This window comes from Streptomyces sp. WM4235 (assembly GCF_001279725.1).
Taxonomy (GTDB): Bacteria; Actinomycetota; Actinomycetes; order Streptomycetales; family Streptomycetaceae; genus Streptomyces.
This window is the reverse complement of record NZ_LGDE01000282.1, coordinates 49,165-64,865: the sequence shown is the minus strand read 5'-3', so window position 1 is coordinate 64,865 and position 15,701 is coordinate 49,165. Positions and strand designations below refer to the sequence as shown.

17 protein-coding genes are annotated in these 15,701 nt (G+C 72.8%); 11 read left to right on the top strand and 6 right to left on the bottom strand.

From position 1 onward, the window contains the following. The 5 genes from ADK55_RS19670 to ADK55_RS19650 all read left to right on the top strand — a co-directional run. Positions 1 to 1,629: peptidoglycan binding domain-containing protein (locus ADK55_RS19670; protein WP_199826571.1), on the top strand; the 1,629-nt coding region annotated here is incomplete at its 5' end. Positions 1,630 to 1,790: 161 nt separating this feature from the next. After that, on the top strand, positions 1,791 to 2,747 hold the full coding sequence (locus ADK55_RS19665; RefSeq protein ID WP_053680501.1) for an ABC transporter ATP-binding protein: 957 nt from the start codon (positions 1,791 to 1,793) through the stop codon (positions 2,745 to 2,747). Then, positions 2,741 to 3,496 (top strand): ABC transporter permease, encoded by a 756-nt coding sequence (locus ADK55_RS19660; protein WP_053680498.1) that lies wholly within the window; start codon positions 2,741 to 2,743, stop codon positions 3,494 to 3,496. Before ADK55_RS19665 ends, ADK55_RS19660 begins: the two co-directional genes overlap by 7 nt. A gap of 77 nt (positions 3,497 to 3,573) precedes the next feature. Further along, positions 3,574 to 4,692, top strand: coding sequence for a sensor histidine kinase (locus ADK55_RS19655; RefSeq protein WP_053680521.1), 1,119 nt, complete (start codon positions 3,574 to 3,576; stop codon positions 4,690 to 4,692). After that, on the top strand, positions 4,689 to 5,306 hold the full coding sequence (locus ADK55_RS19650; protein WP_053680497.1) for a response regulator transcription factor: 618 nt from the start codon (positions 4,689 to 4,691) through the stop codon (positions 5,304 to 5,306). Before ADK55_RS19655 ends, ADK55_RS19650 begins: the two co-directional genes overlap by 4 nt. 19 nt (positions 5,307 to 5,325) lie before the next feature. Here the strand turns inward: ADK55_RS19650 and ADK55_RS19645 are convergent, their stop codons facing one another. Together ADK55_RS19645 and ADK55_RS19640 are read right to left on the bottom strand one after the other, a co-directional pair. Further along, positions 5,326 to 6,117, bottom strand: coding sequence for a transglutaminase-like domain-containing protein (locus tag ADK55_RS19645; RefSeq protein ID WP_053680495.1), 792 nt, complete (start codon positions 6,115 to 6,117; stop codon positions 5,326 to 5,328). Next, a complete protein-coding gene (locus ADK55_RS19640; protein WP_053680492.1) occupies positions 6,114 to 7,097 on the bottom strand; it encodes a GNAT family N-acetyltransferase in 984 nt (327 codons plus the stop codon). Before ADK55_RS19640 ends, ADK55_RS19645 begins: the two co-directional genes overlap by 4 nt. Positions 7,098 to 7,214: 117 nt before the next feature. Between ADK55_RS19640 and fdxA the strand changes: the two genes are divergently transcribed. Both fdxA and dapC read left to right on the top strand, forming a co-directional pair. Continuing rightward, on the top strand, positions 7,215 to 7,541 hold the full coding sequence (gene fdxA / locus ADK55_RS19635; RefSeq protein WP_008737202.1) for a ferredoxin: 327 nt from the start codon (positions 7,215 to 7,217) through the stop codon (positions 7,539 to 7,541). Between the two features lie 169 nt (positions 7,542 to 7,710). Continuing rightward, positions 7,711 to 8,805 carry a succinyldiaminopimelate transaminase gene (gene dapC / locus ADK55_RS19630; protein WP_053680491.1) on the top strand — a complete coding sequence of 365 codons (1,095 nt, stop codon included), beginning with the start codon at positions 7,711 to 7,713 and terminating at the stop codon, positions 8,803 to 8,805. A gap of 90 nt (positions 8,806 to 8,895) precedes the next feature. Here the strand turns inward: dapC and ADK55_RS19625 are convergent, their stop codons facing one another. Both ADK55_RS19625 and ADK55_RS19620 read right to left on the bottom strand, forming a co-directional pair. After that, positions 8,896 to 9,279 carry a hypothetical protein gene (locus ADK55_RS19625; RefSeq protein ID WP_053680489.1) on the bottom strand — a complete coding sequence of 128 codons (384 nt, stop codon included), beginning with the start codon at positions 9,277 to 9,279 and terminating at the stop codon, positions 8,896 to 8,898. Between the two features lie 307 nt (positions 9,280 to 9,586). After that, positions 9,587 to 10,549: a hypothetical protein gene (locus ADK55_RS19620; protein WP_063839571.1), complete on the bottom strand. Its 963-nt coding sequence runs from the start codon at positions 10,547 to 10,549 to the stop codon at positions 9,587 to 9,589. Positions 10,550 to 10,705: 156 nt separating this feature from the next. On the opposite strand from ADK55_RS19620, the gene dapE reads away from it, so the two are divergent. Then, positions 10,706 to 11,785: a succinyl-diaminopimelate desuccinylase gene (dapE, locus tag ADK55_RS19615; protein WP_053680484.1), complete on the top strand. Its 1,080-nt coding sequence runs from the start codon at positions 10,706 to 10,708 to the stop codon at positions 11,783 to 11,785. A 64-nt stretch (positions 11,786 to 11,849) separates the two neighbouring features. After that, complete coding sequence (locus tag ADK55_RS19610; protein ID WP_053680482.1) at positions 11,850 to 12,617, top strand: TIGR00730 family Rossman fold protein; 768 nt, start codon at positions 11,850 to 11,852, stop codon at positions 12,615 to 12,617. A 13-nt stretch (positions 12,618 to 12,630) separates the two neighbouring features. Here the strand turns inward: ADK55_RS19610 and folP are convergent, their stop codons facing one another. Then, the gene (folP, locus tag ADK55_RS19605) at positions 12,631 to 13,491 is read right to left on the bottom strand and encodes a dihydropteroate synthase (RefSeq protein WP_053680480.1); all 861 of its coding nucleotides are present in this window, start codon (positions 13,489 to 13,491) and stop codon (positions 12,631 to 12,633) included. Positions 13,492 to 13,567: 76 nt separating this feature from the next. Between folP and ADK55_RS19600 the strand changes: the two genes are divergently transcribed. Together ADK55_RS19600 and ADK55_RS19595 are read left to right on the top strand one after the other, a co-directional pair. Continuing rightward, positions 13,568 to 13,927 (top strand): DivIVA domain-containing protein, encoded by a 360-nt coding sequence (locus ADK55_RS19600; RefSeq protein ID WP_063839570.1) that lies wholly within the window; start codon positions 13,568 to 13,570, stop codon positions 13,925 to 13,927. Beyond that, entirely contained in the window at positions 13,924 to 14,505 is a 582-nt protein-coding gene (locus ADK55_RS19595) for a DNA-3-methyladenine glycosylase I (RefSeq protein WP_053680478.1), read from the top strand. The genes ADK55_RS19600 and ADK55_RS19595 overlap by 4 nt, the downstream gene beginning before the upstream one ends. A gap of 76 nt (positions 14,506 to 14,581) precedes the next feature. Here ADK55_RS19595 and ADK55_RS19590 read toward each other — a convergent pair whose 3' ends face one another. Further along, a complete protein-coding gene (locus ADK55_RS19590; protein WP_053680476.1) occupies positions 14,582 to 15,385 on the bottom strand; it encodes an enoyl-CoA hydratase/isomerase family protein in 804 nt (267 codons plus the stop codon). Between the last annotated feature and the right edge of the window lie 316 nt (positions 15,386 to 15,701).

Here is a 15,701-nt window from a genome sequence, read left to right as displayed (position 1 = left end):
CCCGCGGGCGGCGGCTTCGCCCCACCGCCCCCGGGCCCGCGCGGCAACGCCCCCGCGCCCGGTCAGGGCGGCGGCTTCCCGCCCGGCGCCGGCGGTGGAGCCCCCCAGGGCTACCCGGAGTACGACAACGGCCCCGTCACCGAGGCCTTCCCCGCCTTCACCGAGCCCACCGGTCCCGCCGGACCCACCGCCGGTCCCGCCATGGGCTCCGCGCCCGTACGCGGCGGCGAGGCTCCGCGCTGGCCCGGACCGGAGGCCCCGCCGGCCGGTGGACCGATGCCGGGCGCCCCGATGCCCGGCGGGCCCCGCCCCGGCGTGCCGATGCCCGGCGCCCCGATGCCCGGCGCACCCATGCCCGGCTCACCCATGTCCGGCGCACCGATGTCCGGCGGTCCGCGCCCCGGCGCCCCGATGCCCGGCGCACCCATGCCCGGCTCACCCATGTCCGGCGCACCGATGTCCGGCGGTCCGCGCCCCGGCGCCCCGATGCCCGGCGCTCCCATGCCCGGCTCGCCGATGCCCGGTGGTCCGGTCGGCGGCCCGATGTCCGGCGCCCCGATGCCCGGCGGGCCCCGCCCCGGCGGCCCGGGCGGCGGACCCGGGGCCGGGCCGGTCGTCCCGACCCCCGCGGCGACGCAGCCGCCGAACCAGAACCGACCGGCCCCCAAGGCCCCGGCGGCGTCCTCGAAGAAGCCCCGCTCCAAGCTGGTCATCATCGCCGGCGGCATCATCGCCCTCGGATGCGTCGCCTACGGCGCGGGTCTGCTGCTGAACCACTCCGACGTCCCCAAGGGCACCACCGTCCTCGGCGTGGACATCGGCGGCACCCGCGACGACGCCGTCAACAAGGTCGAGACGGCCTTCGGCAGCCGCGCGAGCGCCCCGCTGCGGCTCACCGTCGGCGGCAAGCAGGTCGAGCTCAAGCCCGACAAGGCCGGCCTGACCCTCGACAGCCAGACGACCGTCCGCAACGCGTCGGGCAGCGACTACAACCCGATCACGGTCATCGGCTCCCTCCTCGGCAACGAGCGCAGGGCCGACGCCGTCATGCCGGTGGACGAGGAGAAGCTGCGGGTCGCCCTCACGGAGCTGGCCGGCACCGCCGACTCGGCCACCGAGGGCACCATCACGTTCGACACGGGCAAGGCCGTCGCCGTCCCCGGCAAGGCCGGCACCACCCTCGACGTGGACAGCTCCGTGGAACAGGTCACGAAGGCCTTCCGCGAACTGGTGGCCACCGGCGAGGCCAAGCCCGTCGAACTGCCCTCCGTCGCCAAGGAGCCGGTCATCGGCAAGGCCGAACTGGACAAGGCGATGAAGGAGTTCGCCGAACCGGCGATGTCCGGCATCGTCACCGTCAAGGCGGGCCCCAAGTCCATCGCCTTCGGCCAGCGGTCGCTGCCCAAGATCCTCAGCATGCAGGCCGTGGACGGCCACCTCGTCGAGAAGTACGACCTCGAAGCCCTGCAGGCGGCCTACACGAACACGTTCGACGGCGTCCTGATCACCCGGGGTACCGGCGCGAAGACCGCCGTCACCCCGAAGGACGTCGCGGGCGCCCTCATCAAGGGCCTGCGCGGCAAGACCCCCGCCGAGCGGACCGTGGTCATCGACACCAACCCGAGCTGACCCACCGAGGAACGCCGGACCACCGAGGAACACCGCAGGTCGGAGCCCCCGCCGGAGCATCGCGCGGGGGCTCCGTCATGCCCCCGACATGACAACCGTCATGTCGGGATCACGACCGGCGACACTGCCGCGCGACCCCCCTGCCCGGCGAACCTGGAGCCATGACGACGACAACCGCGACGCAATCAGCCGCCGCCACGACATCCGCCGGCGGCCCGGTGGTGAGCTTCGAGGACGTGACCAAGAGCTACGGCGCGGTCCGCGCGGTCGACGGGCTCTCCCTCGTGCTCCACCCCGGGGAGACCGTCGCGCTCCTCGGCCCCAACGGAGCCGGCAAGTCCTCCACCCTCGACCTGCTGCTCGGCCTGCGCCCCGCCGACTCCGGCACCGTACGGCTCTTCGGCACCACCCCCCGCGAGGCCATCGCCGCCGGCCGGGTCGGCGCGATGCTCCAGAGCGGCGGCCTGATGGAGGACGTCACCGTGCGCGAGGTCGTCGCGCTGGGCTGCGCGCTGCACCCCCGCCCGCTCCCCGTCGACGAGGTGCTCACCCGCGCCGGGGTCGACTCCATCGCCGACCGGCTCGTCAACAAACTCTCCGGCGGCCAGGAACAGCGGGTCCGCTTCGCCCTCGCCACCGCCGGCCACAACGACCTGATCGTCCTCGACGAACCGACCACCGGCATGGACGTCACCTCCCGCCAGGCCTTCTGGGCCACGATGCGCGAGCAGGCCGCGCAGGGCCGCACGGTCCTGTTCGCCACCCACTACCTGGAAGAGGCGGACGCGATAGCCGACCGGGTGCTGGTCCTCAACAAGGGCCGGCTGCTCGCCGACGGCACCGCCGCCGAGATCAAGGCCAAGGCGGGCGCCCGCAAGATCGCCTTCGACCTCACCGACGACCCGGTCGACGAGGCGACGCTGCGCGCCCTCCCGCACCTGACCGCCTACGAGCGCCACGGCGACACCGTCCGGCTCCAGTCGCGCGACGCCGACGCGACCGTGCACGCCGTCTACGCCCTGGGGCTCTACCCCCGGAACCTGGAAGTCGCCGGGCTGGGTCTCGAACAGGCCTTCATCGCCCTCACCGAGGCCGAGGAGGCCGACGCGTCATGCTGAACAACGGAACGACGAAGCTCGTCACGCTGGAGATCTCCCGCGCGCTGCGCAACAAGAAGTACCTGTTCTTCACCGTCCTCTATCCGGCCGCCCTCTTCCTGATGCTCGGCGGCACCCTGGACGGCACGACGAAGGTCATGGGCACCGAACTGACCATGCCCGCCTTCTACATGGTCGCCATGGCCTCCTTCGGCGCGCTGACCGCCGTCCTGATGGGCAACAGCGAACGCATCGCCAAGGAACGCGAGAAGGGCTGGGTCCGCCAACTGCGGCTGACCGCCCTGCCCGGACGCGGCTACGTCCTCGCCAAGACCGCCAGTGCCGGCGTCCTCTCGCTGCCCGCGATCCTGGTCGTCTTCGCGGTCGCGGCCGGAGTCAAGGGCGTACGGTTCGAGCTCTGGCAGTGGCTGGCGCTGACCGGCTCCATCTGGGCCGGCAGTCTGGTCTTCGCCGCGCTCGGCGTGGCCATCGGCTACCTGGCCAGTGGGGACACGGTCCGACCCATCACGATGCTCTTCTACTTCGGCCTGTCGATCCTCGGCGGCCTGTGGATGCCCACCGCGAACTTCCCGCAGTGGCTGCGGAACATCTGCGAGTGGCTGCCCACCCACGCCTACGCCGGCCTGGGCCAGGCCATCGAACTCGGCGGCGCGCCGCACGCCAAGGACGTGGCGATCCTCGCGGTGTACTTCGTACTGTTCACCGGTGCCGCCGCCTGGCTGTACCGCAAGGACTCACTGAAGGCATGACGGTGACCAGCGAGACGGACGCCCGGTACACGACCCCCGGGGAGGACATCCAGGGCGCCGGCGGCCCCCGGATCGGAATGCGGCCGGAGAACCGCCGGCAGCGGACCGTGAAGCTGCTGTGGACGGGCCTGTGGCTCTTCTACCTCAGCGCCCCCGTCATCGACCTGATCCGCGGCGGACACAGCCTCGGGGCCCGACTGCTCGGCGGCCTGGGCCTCGCGGCCTTCGTCGCCTGGTACCTGGTCCTGGTCCTGCGCAGCGGCAGGCGGATACCGGTCCGCCGGGTCCTGTTCTCGCTGACGGTCCTGGTCGCCCAGGCCATGATCCTGTCCCTGTCCCTGGGCCGCGAATGGCTCGTGCTCTTCGTCTACGTGGCCATCGCCTCCGGGGCCGCCCTGCCCGGGGAGATCGCCCGCTGGACCGTCCCCGGCGCGACCGCCCTGTTGTGCGTGACGGCGCTCGCGGTCCCGGGCGGGGACCAGTACCTGGCCGGCCTGCTCATCCCGGCCCTGATGGGCGGGTTCGCGATGGTCGGCGTCCGCGCCATGGTCCGTACGACGATGGAACTGCGCCAGGCCCGGGCCACGGTCGCCCAACTCGCCGCCAACGAGGAACGGCTTCGGATGGCCCGCGACCTGCACGACCTGCTCGGGCACTCGCTGTCGTTGATCACGCTCAAGAGCGAGCTGGCGGGCCGGATGCTGCCGGACCGGCCCGAGGCGGCCGCGCAGCAGGTCGCGGACATCGAGCAGGTCAGCCGGCAGGCGCTGGTCGACGTGCGGGAAGCCGTGAACGGCTACCGACGGCCCACCCTGCCCGGCGAACTGGCCGGCGCCCGTACCGCGTTGGCCGCGGCGGGCGTGCAGGCGGACATGCCCGGCGAGTGGACGCGGGAACTCCCGGAGGAGATCGAGTCGGCCCTCGCCTGGTCGCTGCGCGAGGCCGTGACCAACGTGGTTCGGCACAGCGGAGCGCGCCGGTGCGTCGTCACCCTCGACATCCGACAGACCCTGGCGGGACCGGTGGCCGAACTGAGCGTCCACGACGACGGATCGGGCGGCCCCGCCGAGGCCGGCAACGGGCTGACCGGACTGACGGAACGCCTGGAGGCGGTCGGCGGCAGCCTCACGGCCGGTCCCGCCGGCAAGACCGGCTTCCGGCTGCTCGCCCGTGTCCCCCTAGGATCGACCCCATGACCTCACGGCCCATCAGGATCCTCCTCGCCGAGGACCAGTCCATGGTCCGGGAGGCGTTGGCCGCGCTGCTCGGCCTCGAACCCGACATCGAAGTCCTCGTCCAGGTCGCGCGCGGCGACGAGGTGGTGGCCGCGGCCCGCGCCCACGACGTGAACGTCGCCCTGCTGGACATCGAGATGCCCGGCATGACGGGCATCGAGGCCGCCGCCGCGCTGCGGACGGCCCTGCCCGGGCTGCGCATCGTCGTCCTCACCACCTTCGGCCGCCCCGGCTACCTGCGCGGCGCGATGGAGGCGGGAGCCTCCGCGTTCCTCGTCAAGGACGCGCCGGCCGCGCAGTTGGCGGACGCGGTACGCAGGGTCCTGGCGGGGGAGCGCGTCATCGACCCCATCCTGGCCGCGGCGGCCCTCGCGGAGGGCGCGAACCCGCTGACGGACCGGGAACGGGAGGTCCTGCGGGCGGCGGAACGCGGCGCGACCAACACGGAACTGGCCGAACGTCTGCACCTGTCTCCGGGCACCGTCCGCAACTACCTCTCGACGGCGATCCAGAAACTCGCGGCCCGCAACCGCGCCGAGGCCATCCGCACGGCCCGCGAGAAGGGCTGGCTCTGACCGGCCCCCGGTCCGGACCTCAGTTCAGGAGGGCCCGGGCCGACACGGCCTCCGCGCGGATCCGGGCCGCCGCCCCCGCGTCCACCGCGTCCACCACCTCCGCGTACGCCTCCAACTCCACCGCCCCCGTCACGAACTCGCCCCGCTCCACCAGCAGCCGCCCCCGCTCGTAGCGCAGCGACGCCGGGTGCGACGGCAGCAGCAGCGACAGGTCCAGCGCCCACAGCGCGACCGCCGAGTGCTCCGGCCGCGTCGCGGCCCACGCCCGGATGTTGTTCAGGATCCGCAGCACGACGTCCAACGTGCGCGCCGGCGTCCGGGGCTCCGCGGCCGACTCCGCGGGGCCGGCGCCCAGCGAGGCGCCCCCCGCGAACGGGTCCACGACCACCCCCTCCTCCGGGTCGCCGAAACCCACCACGAAATGCCCCGGCAGGCCCAGCCCGTACACCGGCGCGCCCGCCCTCCGCGCCACCTCCAGCCAGACCACCGACAGCAGGATCGGCAGGCCCCGGCGCCGCCGCAGCACCTGGTGCAGCAGGGAGGACGACAACCGTTCGTAGTCCGCCGGCGTGCCGTGGAAGCCCAGCCGGCCACCCAGCAGCTCCGTCACGGCCGAGGCCCAGGCCCGACCGCCGCGCAGGCCGTACGGCAGCATGCCCGCCAGCCTGTCGAGTTCGATCTGAGCCCAGTCGATGCCGCGTTCGTCGAGGTCGGGGTCGGCCTCCGCCGCCAGCAGCAGGCACAGCAGGGCCAGGTCCGGCCGCTCCGAGCGGGCCTCTTCCGCGAACCGGGCCCGCGAGGCGGAACTCACGCCGCCGCCCGGAAGTGGTGGTACGCGTGGTGCGTCGCGAAGCCCAGGCCGTCGTACAGGGCCCGCGCGCCCGGGTTCTCCGCCTCCACCTGGAGCCAGGCCGCCGAGGCGCCCTCCTCCAGGGCCCGCCGCGACAACGCCGCCATCACCGCCGTGGCCAGGCCCTGCCGCCGGTGCCCCGGATCGACGTCCACCGCGCCGAAACCGGCCCAGCGCCCGTCCACCACCATCCGCCCGATCGCCCGGCCGCCGCCCAGCACGGCGAACCACACCGAGGGCCCCTCGACCAGCATCCGCCGCGCCAGGTCGGGGTCGCGGACCTTCCCGTAGCGGGCCAGCCACCGCTCGTCCGGTGCGCGCAGCAGCCGTACGTCCGACACGTCCGCGTCCACGTCCGCGACCGGCGCGAGCGCCCCGATCCGCACCTGCGCCGAGACCTCGTTGACCCACCCCAGCCGCTCCAGCTCCGCGCACAGCAGCTCCTGGGTGCCCGCGGCGCCCGTCGCGGCCTGCACATACGCCGGAAGTCCGCGTTCCGCGTACCAGGACGTCACCCGCGCGAGTGCTTCCGGGACGGGTATCCCCGGGTCACCCAGGGGAAGCGCCGAGTTGGCCCGCCGGGTGAAGCCCCCCGCCGCACGCAGCGTCCACTCGCCCAGCGGCTCGCTCTCCAGCGGCTGCCAGGCCCGCGCCGTCACCCGCGCGAGCTCCTCGAAGGAGGCCGCGGGACCCCTGCGGCGGGCCGGCGCGGCGGGCACCGTCTTGCCCGCCACCAGCGAGGATTCCGCGATCCGGACGGACGTGCCGTCCTTGCGTGTGATCGTGAGCACACCTTCGTACCATGATGTGAGAACACCGACCGTGTCCGTGAACGAGGGGGAGTCGCTCCGCCCGGCCTCCACCCGTCGTACAGAGACTCGTTTACCCACGTCAGCGGGGGTGATACGGATCTCCAGCAGCCCACCGGCAGTGATTTCCACAGCTCTGTCCGCCCCTCCTGTTCGGATCGTGCCCGGGAACGGAGATACTAGGTGCGGGCATCGACGACGCCGCGCTCCCGCGCGATATGGAAAGCCCTACCGAGGAGGAACGAGAGCGTGACCTACGTCATCGCGGAGCCTTGTGTCGACGTCAAGGACAAGGCATGCATCGAAGAGTGCCCCGTCGACTGCATCTACGAGGGCCAGCGGTCCTTGTACATCCACCCGGACGAGTGCGTCGACTGTGGTGCTTGTGAGCCGGTCTGCCCGGTCGAGGCCATCTTCTACGAGGACGACACTCCGGAGGAGTGGAAGGACTACTACAAGGCGAACGTCGAGTTCTTCGACGAGCTCGGTTCGCCCGGTGGTGCCTCGAAGCTGGGCCTGATCGAGCGTGATCACCCCTTCGTCGCCGCGTTGCCGCCCATGGGCGAGGGCCACTGACGGCCACCGCCTCCCGGCGGTCCCCCCGGACGGTGTCCGGGGGACGAACGCGTGCTTCGGTCCCGTACGGCTTTCGCGCCGGCGGGACCGACCCGTTTCCGCGGCGGTGCGAGCGCAGTGACCCGGCCGCACCGCCCCGATCCAGCACCCAGAGAGAGCAGAGACCACCGTGGCCGCAGTATCCGACCGTCTTCCCGCCTTCCCCTGGGACAAGCTGGAGCCGTACAAGGCGACGGCGGTCGCCCACGCGGACGGGATCGTCGACCTGTCGGTCGGCACGCCCGTCGACCCGGTCCCCGAGGTCATCCGGCGCGCCCTGATCGAGGCCGCGGACTCCCCGGGCTACCCGACGGTGTGGGGCACGGTCGCGCTGCGCGACGCGATCACCGGATGGTTGCGCGGACGCCTCGGCGCGAGCGCCGCCGGGCACCGCAACGTGCTGCCGGTGGTCGGCTCCAAGGAACTGGTGGCCTGGCTGCCGACCCAACTCGGCCTCGGCGCGGGCGACAAGGTGGCCTACCCCCGGCTCGCCTACCCGACGTACGAGGTCGGCGCGCGCCTGTGCGGCGCCGAGGCCGTCGTGTACGACGACCCGACCGAACTCGACCCCGCCGGCGTGAAGTTGCTGTGGCTCAACTCCCCGTCCAACCCCACCGGCAAGGTCATCCCCAAGGAAGACCTGATCCGGATCGTGGCCTGGGCGCGCGAACACGGCGTCCTGCTGTTCAGCGACGAGTGCTACCTGGAACTGGGCTGGGACACCGACCCCGTCTCGGTCCTCCACGACGACGTGTGCGGCGGCTCGTACGAGGGCATCGTGGCCGTCCACTCGCTCTCCAAGCGCTCCAACCTCGCCGGGTACCGGGCCGCTTTCATCGCCGGTGACGCGGCGGTGCTGGGCGAGCTGCTGGAGATCCGCAAGCACGGCGGCATGATGACCGCCGCCCCCGTCCAGAACGCCGTGGTCGCGGCCCTCGGCGACGACGCCCACGTCGCCGCGCAGCGCGCCCGGTACGCGGCCCGCCGCGACGCGCTGCGCACCGCCCTGGAGGCGCACGGCTTCCGCATCGAGCACAGCGAGGCCGGCCTGTACCTGTGGGCGACCCGCGACGAGCCCTGCTGGCAGACCGTGGCCCACCTCGCCGAACTGGGCATCCTGGTCGCCCCGGGCGACTTCTACGGGGAGGCGGGCGCGAACTTCGTCCGCGTCGCCGTCACCGCCACCGACGAACGGGTCGAGGCCGCGGTCAAGCGCCTCGGCTGAGCCGGGAGCGGCCCGCGCGGCGCCGCGGACAGCCCGAGGGGCCGGGAGTTCGTGCTCCCGGCCCCTCGGTGTTCCTTGTCCGCGCGGTGGTCAGCCGCCCAGGCCGCCGGCCAGCGGCAGGCCGCCCAGCGGGAGGGTCTGCGCCGAGGGCAGCCCCGAGGTGGGCAGCGCGTCGGTCGGCAGGGCCTCGGTGGGCAGCCCCGAAGTGGGCAGCCCCGAGGTCGGCAGGCCGGCCAGCAGCGGGCCGGCCGCGCCGGTCAGTTCGGCCGGTGCGGCCTTCGTCACGGCGTTCGTGGCGGTCGCGGCGGTGTCGCCCGCGCCGTCGGCGGCGTCCGGCGCGGTGAGCGTGCCCAGTTGCGGCACGGACTCCAGGCCCGCGGCACTGGCCGCGCCGGCCGCACCGACCACGGGAGCTGCGCCGGCTGCGAGGAGCAGCGCGGCACGGGCGATCCGACGGGTCAGGGGGAGGGACATGTTGCTCCTAAGCGGTAGCGGCTGAGTACGCCGTGTACAACCGCTCGCAGGGCGGGCGAAGTTGCGGACCCGTCGGGTAAAGGATCAGTAACGCATCGTTTAATCGGCTTCCGGGAAAAGCGCACCGGACGCGCGCCCACCAGGTGTTCTGTCCGACCCGACCCCCCGAGGTCCCCCGAACCGGTCACCCCCGCACGGGGGACGTCCCGCACGTCTGAACGAGCCCGTCGGCGAGCCCGTTGAACGAGCCCGTGAACGAGCCCCCGTCCACGCCGCCTTCGATCGGCCTCGCGTCGGGCGGCTCGCCTCAGCGCGCCAGGAAGATCCGCACCCCGTCGGACCCCGCGGTGGGCGCGTCGCCGGCCCCGGCCCCCGCCCCGCCCTTCGCCCGCCACCGGCCGTCGGACTCGCCCGCGACCCAGCTCCCCGGGGCGTACGACACCCGGGCGATGCCCATGTCGCGCGCGTGGGCCACCGCCCACTGCGCCACCAGCCGATTGCGCCGCCGCTCGGCCTCGTCGGTGCCGCGCGTCGGCGCGACCGCGACCTCGCTCTGCCCGACCGGTCCGGACTCCCCGGCGGTCGCCGGCTCGGCGCGGGCGTCGAGCCGCATCTGCTTGCCGAAGATCCGCGTCAGCTCCGTCCGCACCCGCTCCGGATCGCCCGGCGCGGTGGGAGCGGGCCCGCCGCAGTCCACCGAGCCCTCGCCGCCGAACGCCGCGGTCAGCACCACCGCGTCCGGCTCGTGCTTCGCGTACGCCTGCGGGAAACCACTGAGCTGCACCTTCTGCGCGGCCACCGTCAGGGGGAGCCGCGAGTAGCCCTTCACCTCGGCGAGCCGGTCGTAGAAGATGCCCGCCGAGTACACCGGGTCCATGATCTGCTCCGCGGTACCCCACCCCTGCGAGGGCCGCTGCTGGAACAGCCCGAGCGAGTCCCGGTCGCCGTGATCCAGATTGCGCAGCGCCGACTCCTGCATCGCGGTCGCCAGCGCGATCGTCACCGCCCGCTCCGGAAGCCCCTTCGAGACGCCGACCGCGGCTATCGTCGACGCGTTCGCCGCCTGCTCCGGGGACAACTCGTAGGTCTGGGCCGAGCCGTCGTCGGCGCCCGCCCCCGAGGTCCGGGCCGTGCAGTACGGGGGGCCGTCACCGCCGGTCGACTCGTACTGGACGACGAGGTACCCGCCGAGCGCGAGCAGCACGAGCAGACCGGCGACCTTGGGCCAAGGCCGCCGGCGACGCGGGCGGGGATGATCGGTGCGGGACACGCGGCCCACCGTACTTGAGGCGGGTGACGGGCCGGCCTGACGAGTCCCCCGACTTCGCAACGGGCCTCGGGACGGGCTTTTGGACGGGCCCGCGGGACGCGTCCACCCGACGGACGGACCGGGCCCCCCGGCGACCCGGGCGTTAGGGTCGGTTCCATGCCCGAATCCGAGCTGGACCTCACCCTGGACGCTGCCGAGCTGACCGCCCGGCTCGTCGACATCCCTTCCGTGAGCGGCGACGAGAAGGTACTCGCCGACCTCGTGGAAGACGCGCTGCGCGGCCTCCCGCACCTCACCGTCGACCGCTTCGGCAACAACGTCGTCGCCCGTACGCACCTCGGCCGCGCCGAACGCGTCGTGCTCGCCGGGCACCTCGACACCGTGCCGATCGCCGACAACGTCCCGTCCCGACTGGACGAGAACGACGTCCTGTGGGGCTGCGGAACGACGGACATGAAGTCCGGCGTCGCCGTGCAACTGCGCATCGCGGCCACCGTGCCCGAGCCGAACCGGGACCTCACCTTCGTCTTCTACGACCAGGAGGAGGTCGCCGCCGACCTCAACGGCCTGGGCAAGGTGGCCGAGGCCCACCCCGACTGGCTCGTCGGCGACTTCGCGGTCCTGCTCGAACCCTCCAACGCCGAGGTCGAGGGCGGCTGCCAGGGCACCCTGCGGGTCCTGCTGCGGACCAGCGGCGAACGCGCCCACTCGGCCCGCAGTTGGATGGGCTCCAACGCCATCCACGGCGCGAGCCCGATCCTCGCCACGCTGGCCGCGTACGAACCGCGCAAGCCCGTCATCGACGGCCTGGAGTACCACGAGGGCCTCAACGCGGTCCGCATCGAGGGCGGCGTCGCCAACAACGTCATCCCGGACTCCTGCACGGTGACGGTCAACTTCCGCTACGCCCCCGATCGCGACGAGGCACAGGCCCTGGCCCACGTCAAGGAGGTCTTCGCGCACTGCGACATCGCCGAGTTCGTGGTCGACGACTCCTCCGGCGGCGCCCTCCCCGGCCTCGCCCACCCGGCGGCCGCGGCGTTCATGGAGGCCGTCGGCGGCCGGGCCATGCCCAAGTTCGGCTGGACGGACGTCTCCCGCTTCAGCGCCCTCGGCGTCCCCGCGGTCAACTACGGCCCGGGCGACGCGCTGCTGGCCCACAAGGTCGACGAGCGGGTCGAGACGAAGGCGATCCTGCACTGCGAGGAACGACTCCGCGCCTGGCTGACCTCCTGAATTCCGCTTCTCGTCACCTTTGTGCGCCTACCCTGATCCAACGATCAGCAGGAGGGAGCACATCATGGGCAACCCCGGCAATCTCGGCGGGAACGCTCGTCGTCGGCCCGAGGAGCAGCAGCTCGGTCCGGTGCTGCGCAGGCGGAGTCAGGTCCAGGCGGGCAGTACGACGGACCAGCGGCTGCTGGACTCGGCCGGACCCTCCGAATGGGTGCACACCGATCCCTGGCGGGTCCTGCGCATCCAGTCGGAGTTCATCGAGGGCTTCGGCACGCTGGCGGAGTTGCCGCCGGCGATCAGCGTGTTCGGGTCGGCCCGTACTCCGGTGGACTCGCCGGAGTACGAGGCGGGCGTACGGATCGGGCACGCGCTCGTCGACGCCGGCTTCGCCGTCATCACGGGCGGCGGCCCCGGCGCCATGGAGGCCGCCAACAAGGGCGCGCGCGAGGCCAACGGGATCTCGGTCGGCCTCGGCATCGAGCTGCCCTTCGAACAGGGCCTGAACCAGCACGTCGACCTGGGTCTGAACTTCCGCTACTTCTTCGTCCGCAAGACGATGTTCGTGAAGTACAGCCAGGGCTTCGTGGTCCTGCCGGGCGGACTCGGCACGCTGGACGAGATGTTCGAGGCGCTGACCCTGGTCCAGACGCAGAAGATCACCCGCTTCCCGATCGTGCTGTTCGGCACCGAGTACTGGAGCGGGCTGATCGACTGGCTGAAGAACACGGTGATCGCGCAGGGCAAGGCCTCCGAGCGCGACCTGTACCTCTTCCACGTCACCGACGACGTGGACGAGGCCATCGCGCTGGTGACCAAGGAAGTCGGCAAGTAGCTCCGCCGACGCGCTACGCGAGTCCCCGGCGGGCGACCGCCGGGGGCCGCAGCCCCTGGATCGAGCGCACCATGTCCAGGACCTGCCGCGTCTCCGCGACCTCGTGGACCCGGTAGACCTGCGCGCCCAGCCAGGCCGAGACGGCCGTCGTGGCCAGGGTGCCCAGCAGGCGCTCCTTGACCGGCTTGTCGAGGGTCTCGCCGACGAAGTCCTTGTTGGACAGGGAGACCAGCACCGGCCAACCCGTGTCGGTCATCTCCGCCAGGCGCCGGGTGGCCTCCAGCGAGTGGCGGGTGTTCTTCCCGAAGTCGTGACCCGGATCGATCATGATCGCGTCCCGCCGGACGCCCAGCGAGGCCGCCCGCTCGGCCAAGCCCACCGTGACGCGCAGGATGTCCGCCATCACGTCCTCGTACGAGGTCCGGTGCGGGCGGGTGCGCGGCTCGACCCCACCGGCGTGGGTGCACACGATGCCGACGTCGTACCGGGCGGCGACCTCCGCGAGCCGGGGATCCACCCCGCCCCACGCGTCGTTCAGCAGATCGGCGCCGGCCTCGCACACGGCCTCGCCGACCTCGTGCCGCCAGGTGTCCACGCTGATCACCACGTCCGGGTGGCGTCGGCGCACCTCGGACACGAACCCGACGGTACGGCGGGCCTCCTCGACCGCGTCCACGTGCTCGCCCGGACCGGCCTTGACCCCACCGATGTCGATGATCGCGGCGCCCTCGGCGACCGCCTGCTCGACCCGGTCCAACGCGGGCTCGTCGCGGAACGTCGCGCCCTGGTCGTAGAAGGAGTCCGGAGTCCGGTTCACGATGGCCATGATCACCGGCTCGTCGGTGTCGAACTCGCGCCTGCCCAGTCGCAGCATCCCGCTCTTTCCTCCTTCGGCGACCCTCTCGCCTCGTCTGTGACCTTAACCTGGTGCCCGGAAGCCTCTCAGGGAGATGATCGTGTTCTGGTTCTTGCTGATCGCGCTGGTCGTGGTCGTCGCCGCGGTCACCCTCGCGGTCGTCGGTGGAGGTGCCGAGGCGGTCCTGCCCGAGGCCGAGCCGGACCGGGTCGCCGACGGGCTGCCCGACGCCCGCCCCGTCGCCCGGACGGACATCGACGCGCTCCGCCTGCCCGTCGCCGCGCGCGGCTACCGGATGGCCGAGGTCGACGACGTACTGGACCGGCTGGGCGCCGAGCTGGCGGAGCGCGACGCGCGGATCGCGGAACTCACGGCGCGGCTCGCGGCCGCGGCCGAGGACGACGCGCCCGCCGCCGCGGCGGGCCGGGTGGACCTCGGCAAGGACGGACGATGACCGGCTCCGCGGTCGCCGGCCCCGACGGCGACCCGCGCTGCCCGTGGGCCGTGTCCACCGAGGACTACCTCGCCTACCACGACACGGAATGGGGCCGCCCGGTCCACGGGGACGACGCGCTGTACGAGCGGCTCTGTCTGGAGGCGTTCCAGTCGGGCCTGTCCTGGATCACGATCCTGCGACGCCGCGAGGGCTTCCGGAAGGCGTTCGCGGACTTCGAGATCGCGGCGGTGGCACGGTTCGACGAGAGCGACGCGGCGCGGTTGCTGCTGGACGAGGGCATCATCCGCAACCGGCTGAAGATCGAGGCCACGCTGGCGAACGCACGGGTCCTGGCGGGCTGGAAGGAAGGGCGGCTGGAGGAGCTGATCTGGTCCCACGCCCCGAAGCGGCCGGGCCGGGCGCCGAGGACCGTCGCCGACGTCCCGGCGATCACCGACGAGTCCACGGCCCTCGCGAAGGAACTCAAGAAGGCCGGCATCCGCTTCGTCGGCCCGACCACGGCCTACGCCCTGATGCAGGCCTGCGGTCTGGTCAACGACCACCTCGCCGGCTGCGTCTCCCGCGACGGATCCTGATCGGCGCTCCGGCCGCCGACGCGCCGGCGGCCGGGGGCGCGGTGCGCGCCTGATCGGCCGACCGCCGGTCGGCCGATCAGCGACCCAGGTACTTCGGGGTCTCCTTCGCCAGGAACGCCCGCACCGCGATCCCGTGGTCCTCGGACGCCCCGGCGCGCGTCTGGAGCTCGTCCTCGCGGGTGAGCGCCTCCGGGAGGCCGTGGGAGGCCCCGTACGCCAGGGACTCCTTGAGGGCCGCGTAGGCCACCGTGGGGCCCGCCGCGAGGGCGCGGGCCACGGACTCGGCCTCGGCGGCCAGCGACTCCGACGGCACCAGACGGTTCGCGATGCCCAGCTCGAACGCCTCCTTGGCCTTCACGGACCGCGGGAAGAACAGCAGGTCGGCGGCGCGCGAGGCACCGATCAGACGCGGCAGGGTCCAGGACACCCCCGAGTCGGCGGTCAGCGCGACCCCCGCGAACGAGGTGTTGAACGACGCCGTGTCGGCCACCACCCGGAAGTCGGCCGCCAGCGCGAACCCGAAGCCGGCCCCGGCCGCGACCCCGTTGACGCCCGCGACCACCGGCTTCGGCATCTGCGTGAGCGCCCGCACGATGGGGTTGTAGTGCTCCGCGACCGTGCTCATCGTCAGCGAAGAGCCGGTCTCGCGGTCGGCGGCCAGGTTCCCGATGTGCTCCTTGAGGTCCTGGCCGACGCAGAAGGCCCGGTCGCCGGCCGCGGTCAGCAGGACCGCCCGTACCGCCGTGTCGGAGCCGGCCGCCTCGACCGCGTCGCGCAGGGCGACCTTGGTCTCGGTGTTCATGGCGTTCATCGCGTCGGGCCGGTTGATCGTGATGGTCGCGAGTCCGTCGGTCACTTCGTAGAGCACGCTGTCGGCCATGGCGGGGGTCCCCCTTCGTCGCGGGCTTGGCTACCGGCCGGTATCGGGCGGTGCAAGGGCCAGCATGGCGGACCCGGACCCGGCCGGGCATGTGATGTGCGTCAATAAAGCCGAGGGCAGTCGCCAAGGCAGCGGCGAAGTATCGCAGGCGGGTCCCCGAAATGAGTGGTTTTGGTCAAGCGCGTTGCCGAAGCGTTCCCTACCGATGTTGGTCATCGGGTCCTGACATGCGGGATAATGGCCGGGAAGCAATGTGTTCGATGCCGGGTACTAGGCGCCTGAATGGGGCCGTCGGCTGACGATGAGCTGGTTTCAG

Coding starts and splice junctions, on each gene's coding strand:
- ADK55_RS19660 (WP_053680498.1), top strand. CDS start 2,741: ATGCTGAACAACGGAACGACGAAGCTCGTCACGCTGGAGATCTCCCGC.
- dapE (WP_053680484.1), top strand. CDS start 10,706: ATGCCCGAATCCGAGCTGGACCTCACCCTGGACGCTGCCGAGCTGACC.
- ADK55_RS19590 (WP_053680476.1), bottom strand. CDS start 15,385: ATGGCCGACAGCGTGCTCTACGAAGTGACCGACGGACTCGCGACCATC.
- ADK55_RS19595 (WP_053680478.1), top strand. CDS start 13,924: ATGACCGGCTCCGCGGTCGCCGGCCCCGACGGCGACCCGCGCTGCCCG.
- ADK55_RS19625 (WP_053680489.1), bottom strand. CDS start 9,279: ATGTCCCTCCCCCTGACCCGTCGGATCGCCCGTGCCGCGCTGCTCCTC.
- folP (WP_053680480.1), bottom strand. CDS start 13,491: ATGCTGCGACTGGGCAGGCGCGAGTTCGACACCGACGAGCCGGTGATC.
- ADK55_RS19610 (WP_053680482.1), top strand. CDS start 11,850: ATGGGCAACCCCGGCAATCTCGGCGGGAACGCTCGTCGTCGGCCCGAG.
- ADK55_RS19600 (WP_063839570.1), top strand. CDS start 13,568: ATGATCGTGTTCTGGTTCTTGCTGATCGCGCTGGTCGTGGTCGTCGCC.
- ADK55_RS19665 (WP_053680501.1), top strand. CDS start 1,791: ATGACGACGACAACCGCGACGCAATCAGCCGCCGCCACGACATCCGCC.
- ADK55_RS19655 (WP_053680521.1), top strand. CDS start 3,574: ATGCGGCCGGAGAACCGCCGGCAGCGGACCGTGAAGCTGCTGTGGACG.
- ADK55_RS19650 (WP_053680497.1), top strand. CDS start 4,689: ATGACCTCACGGCCCATCAGGATCCTCCTCGCCGAGGACCAGTCCATG.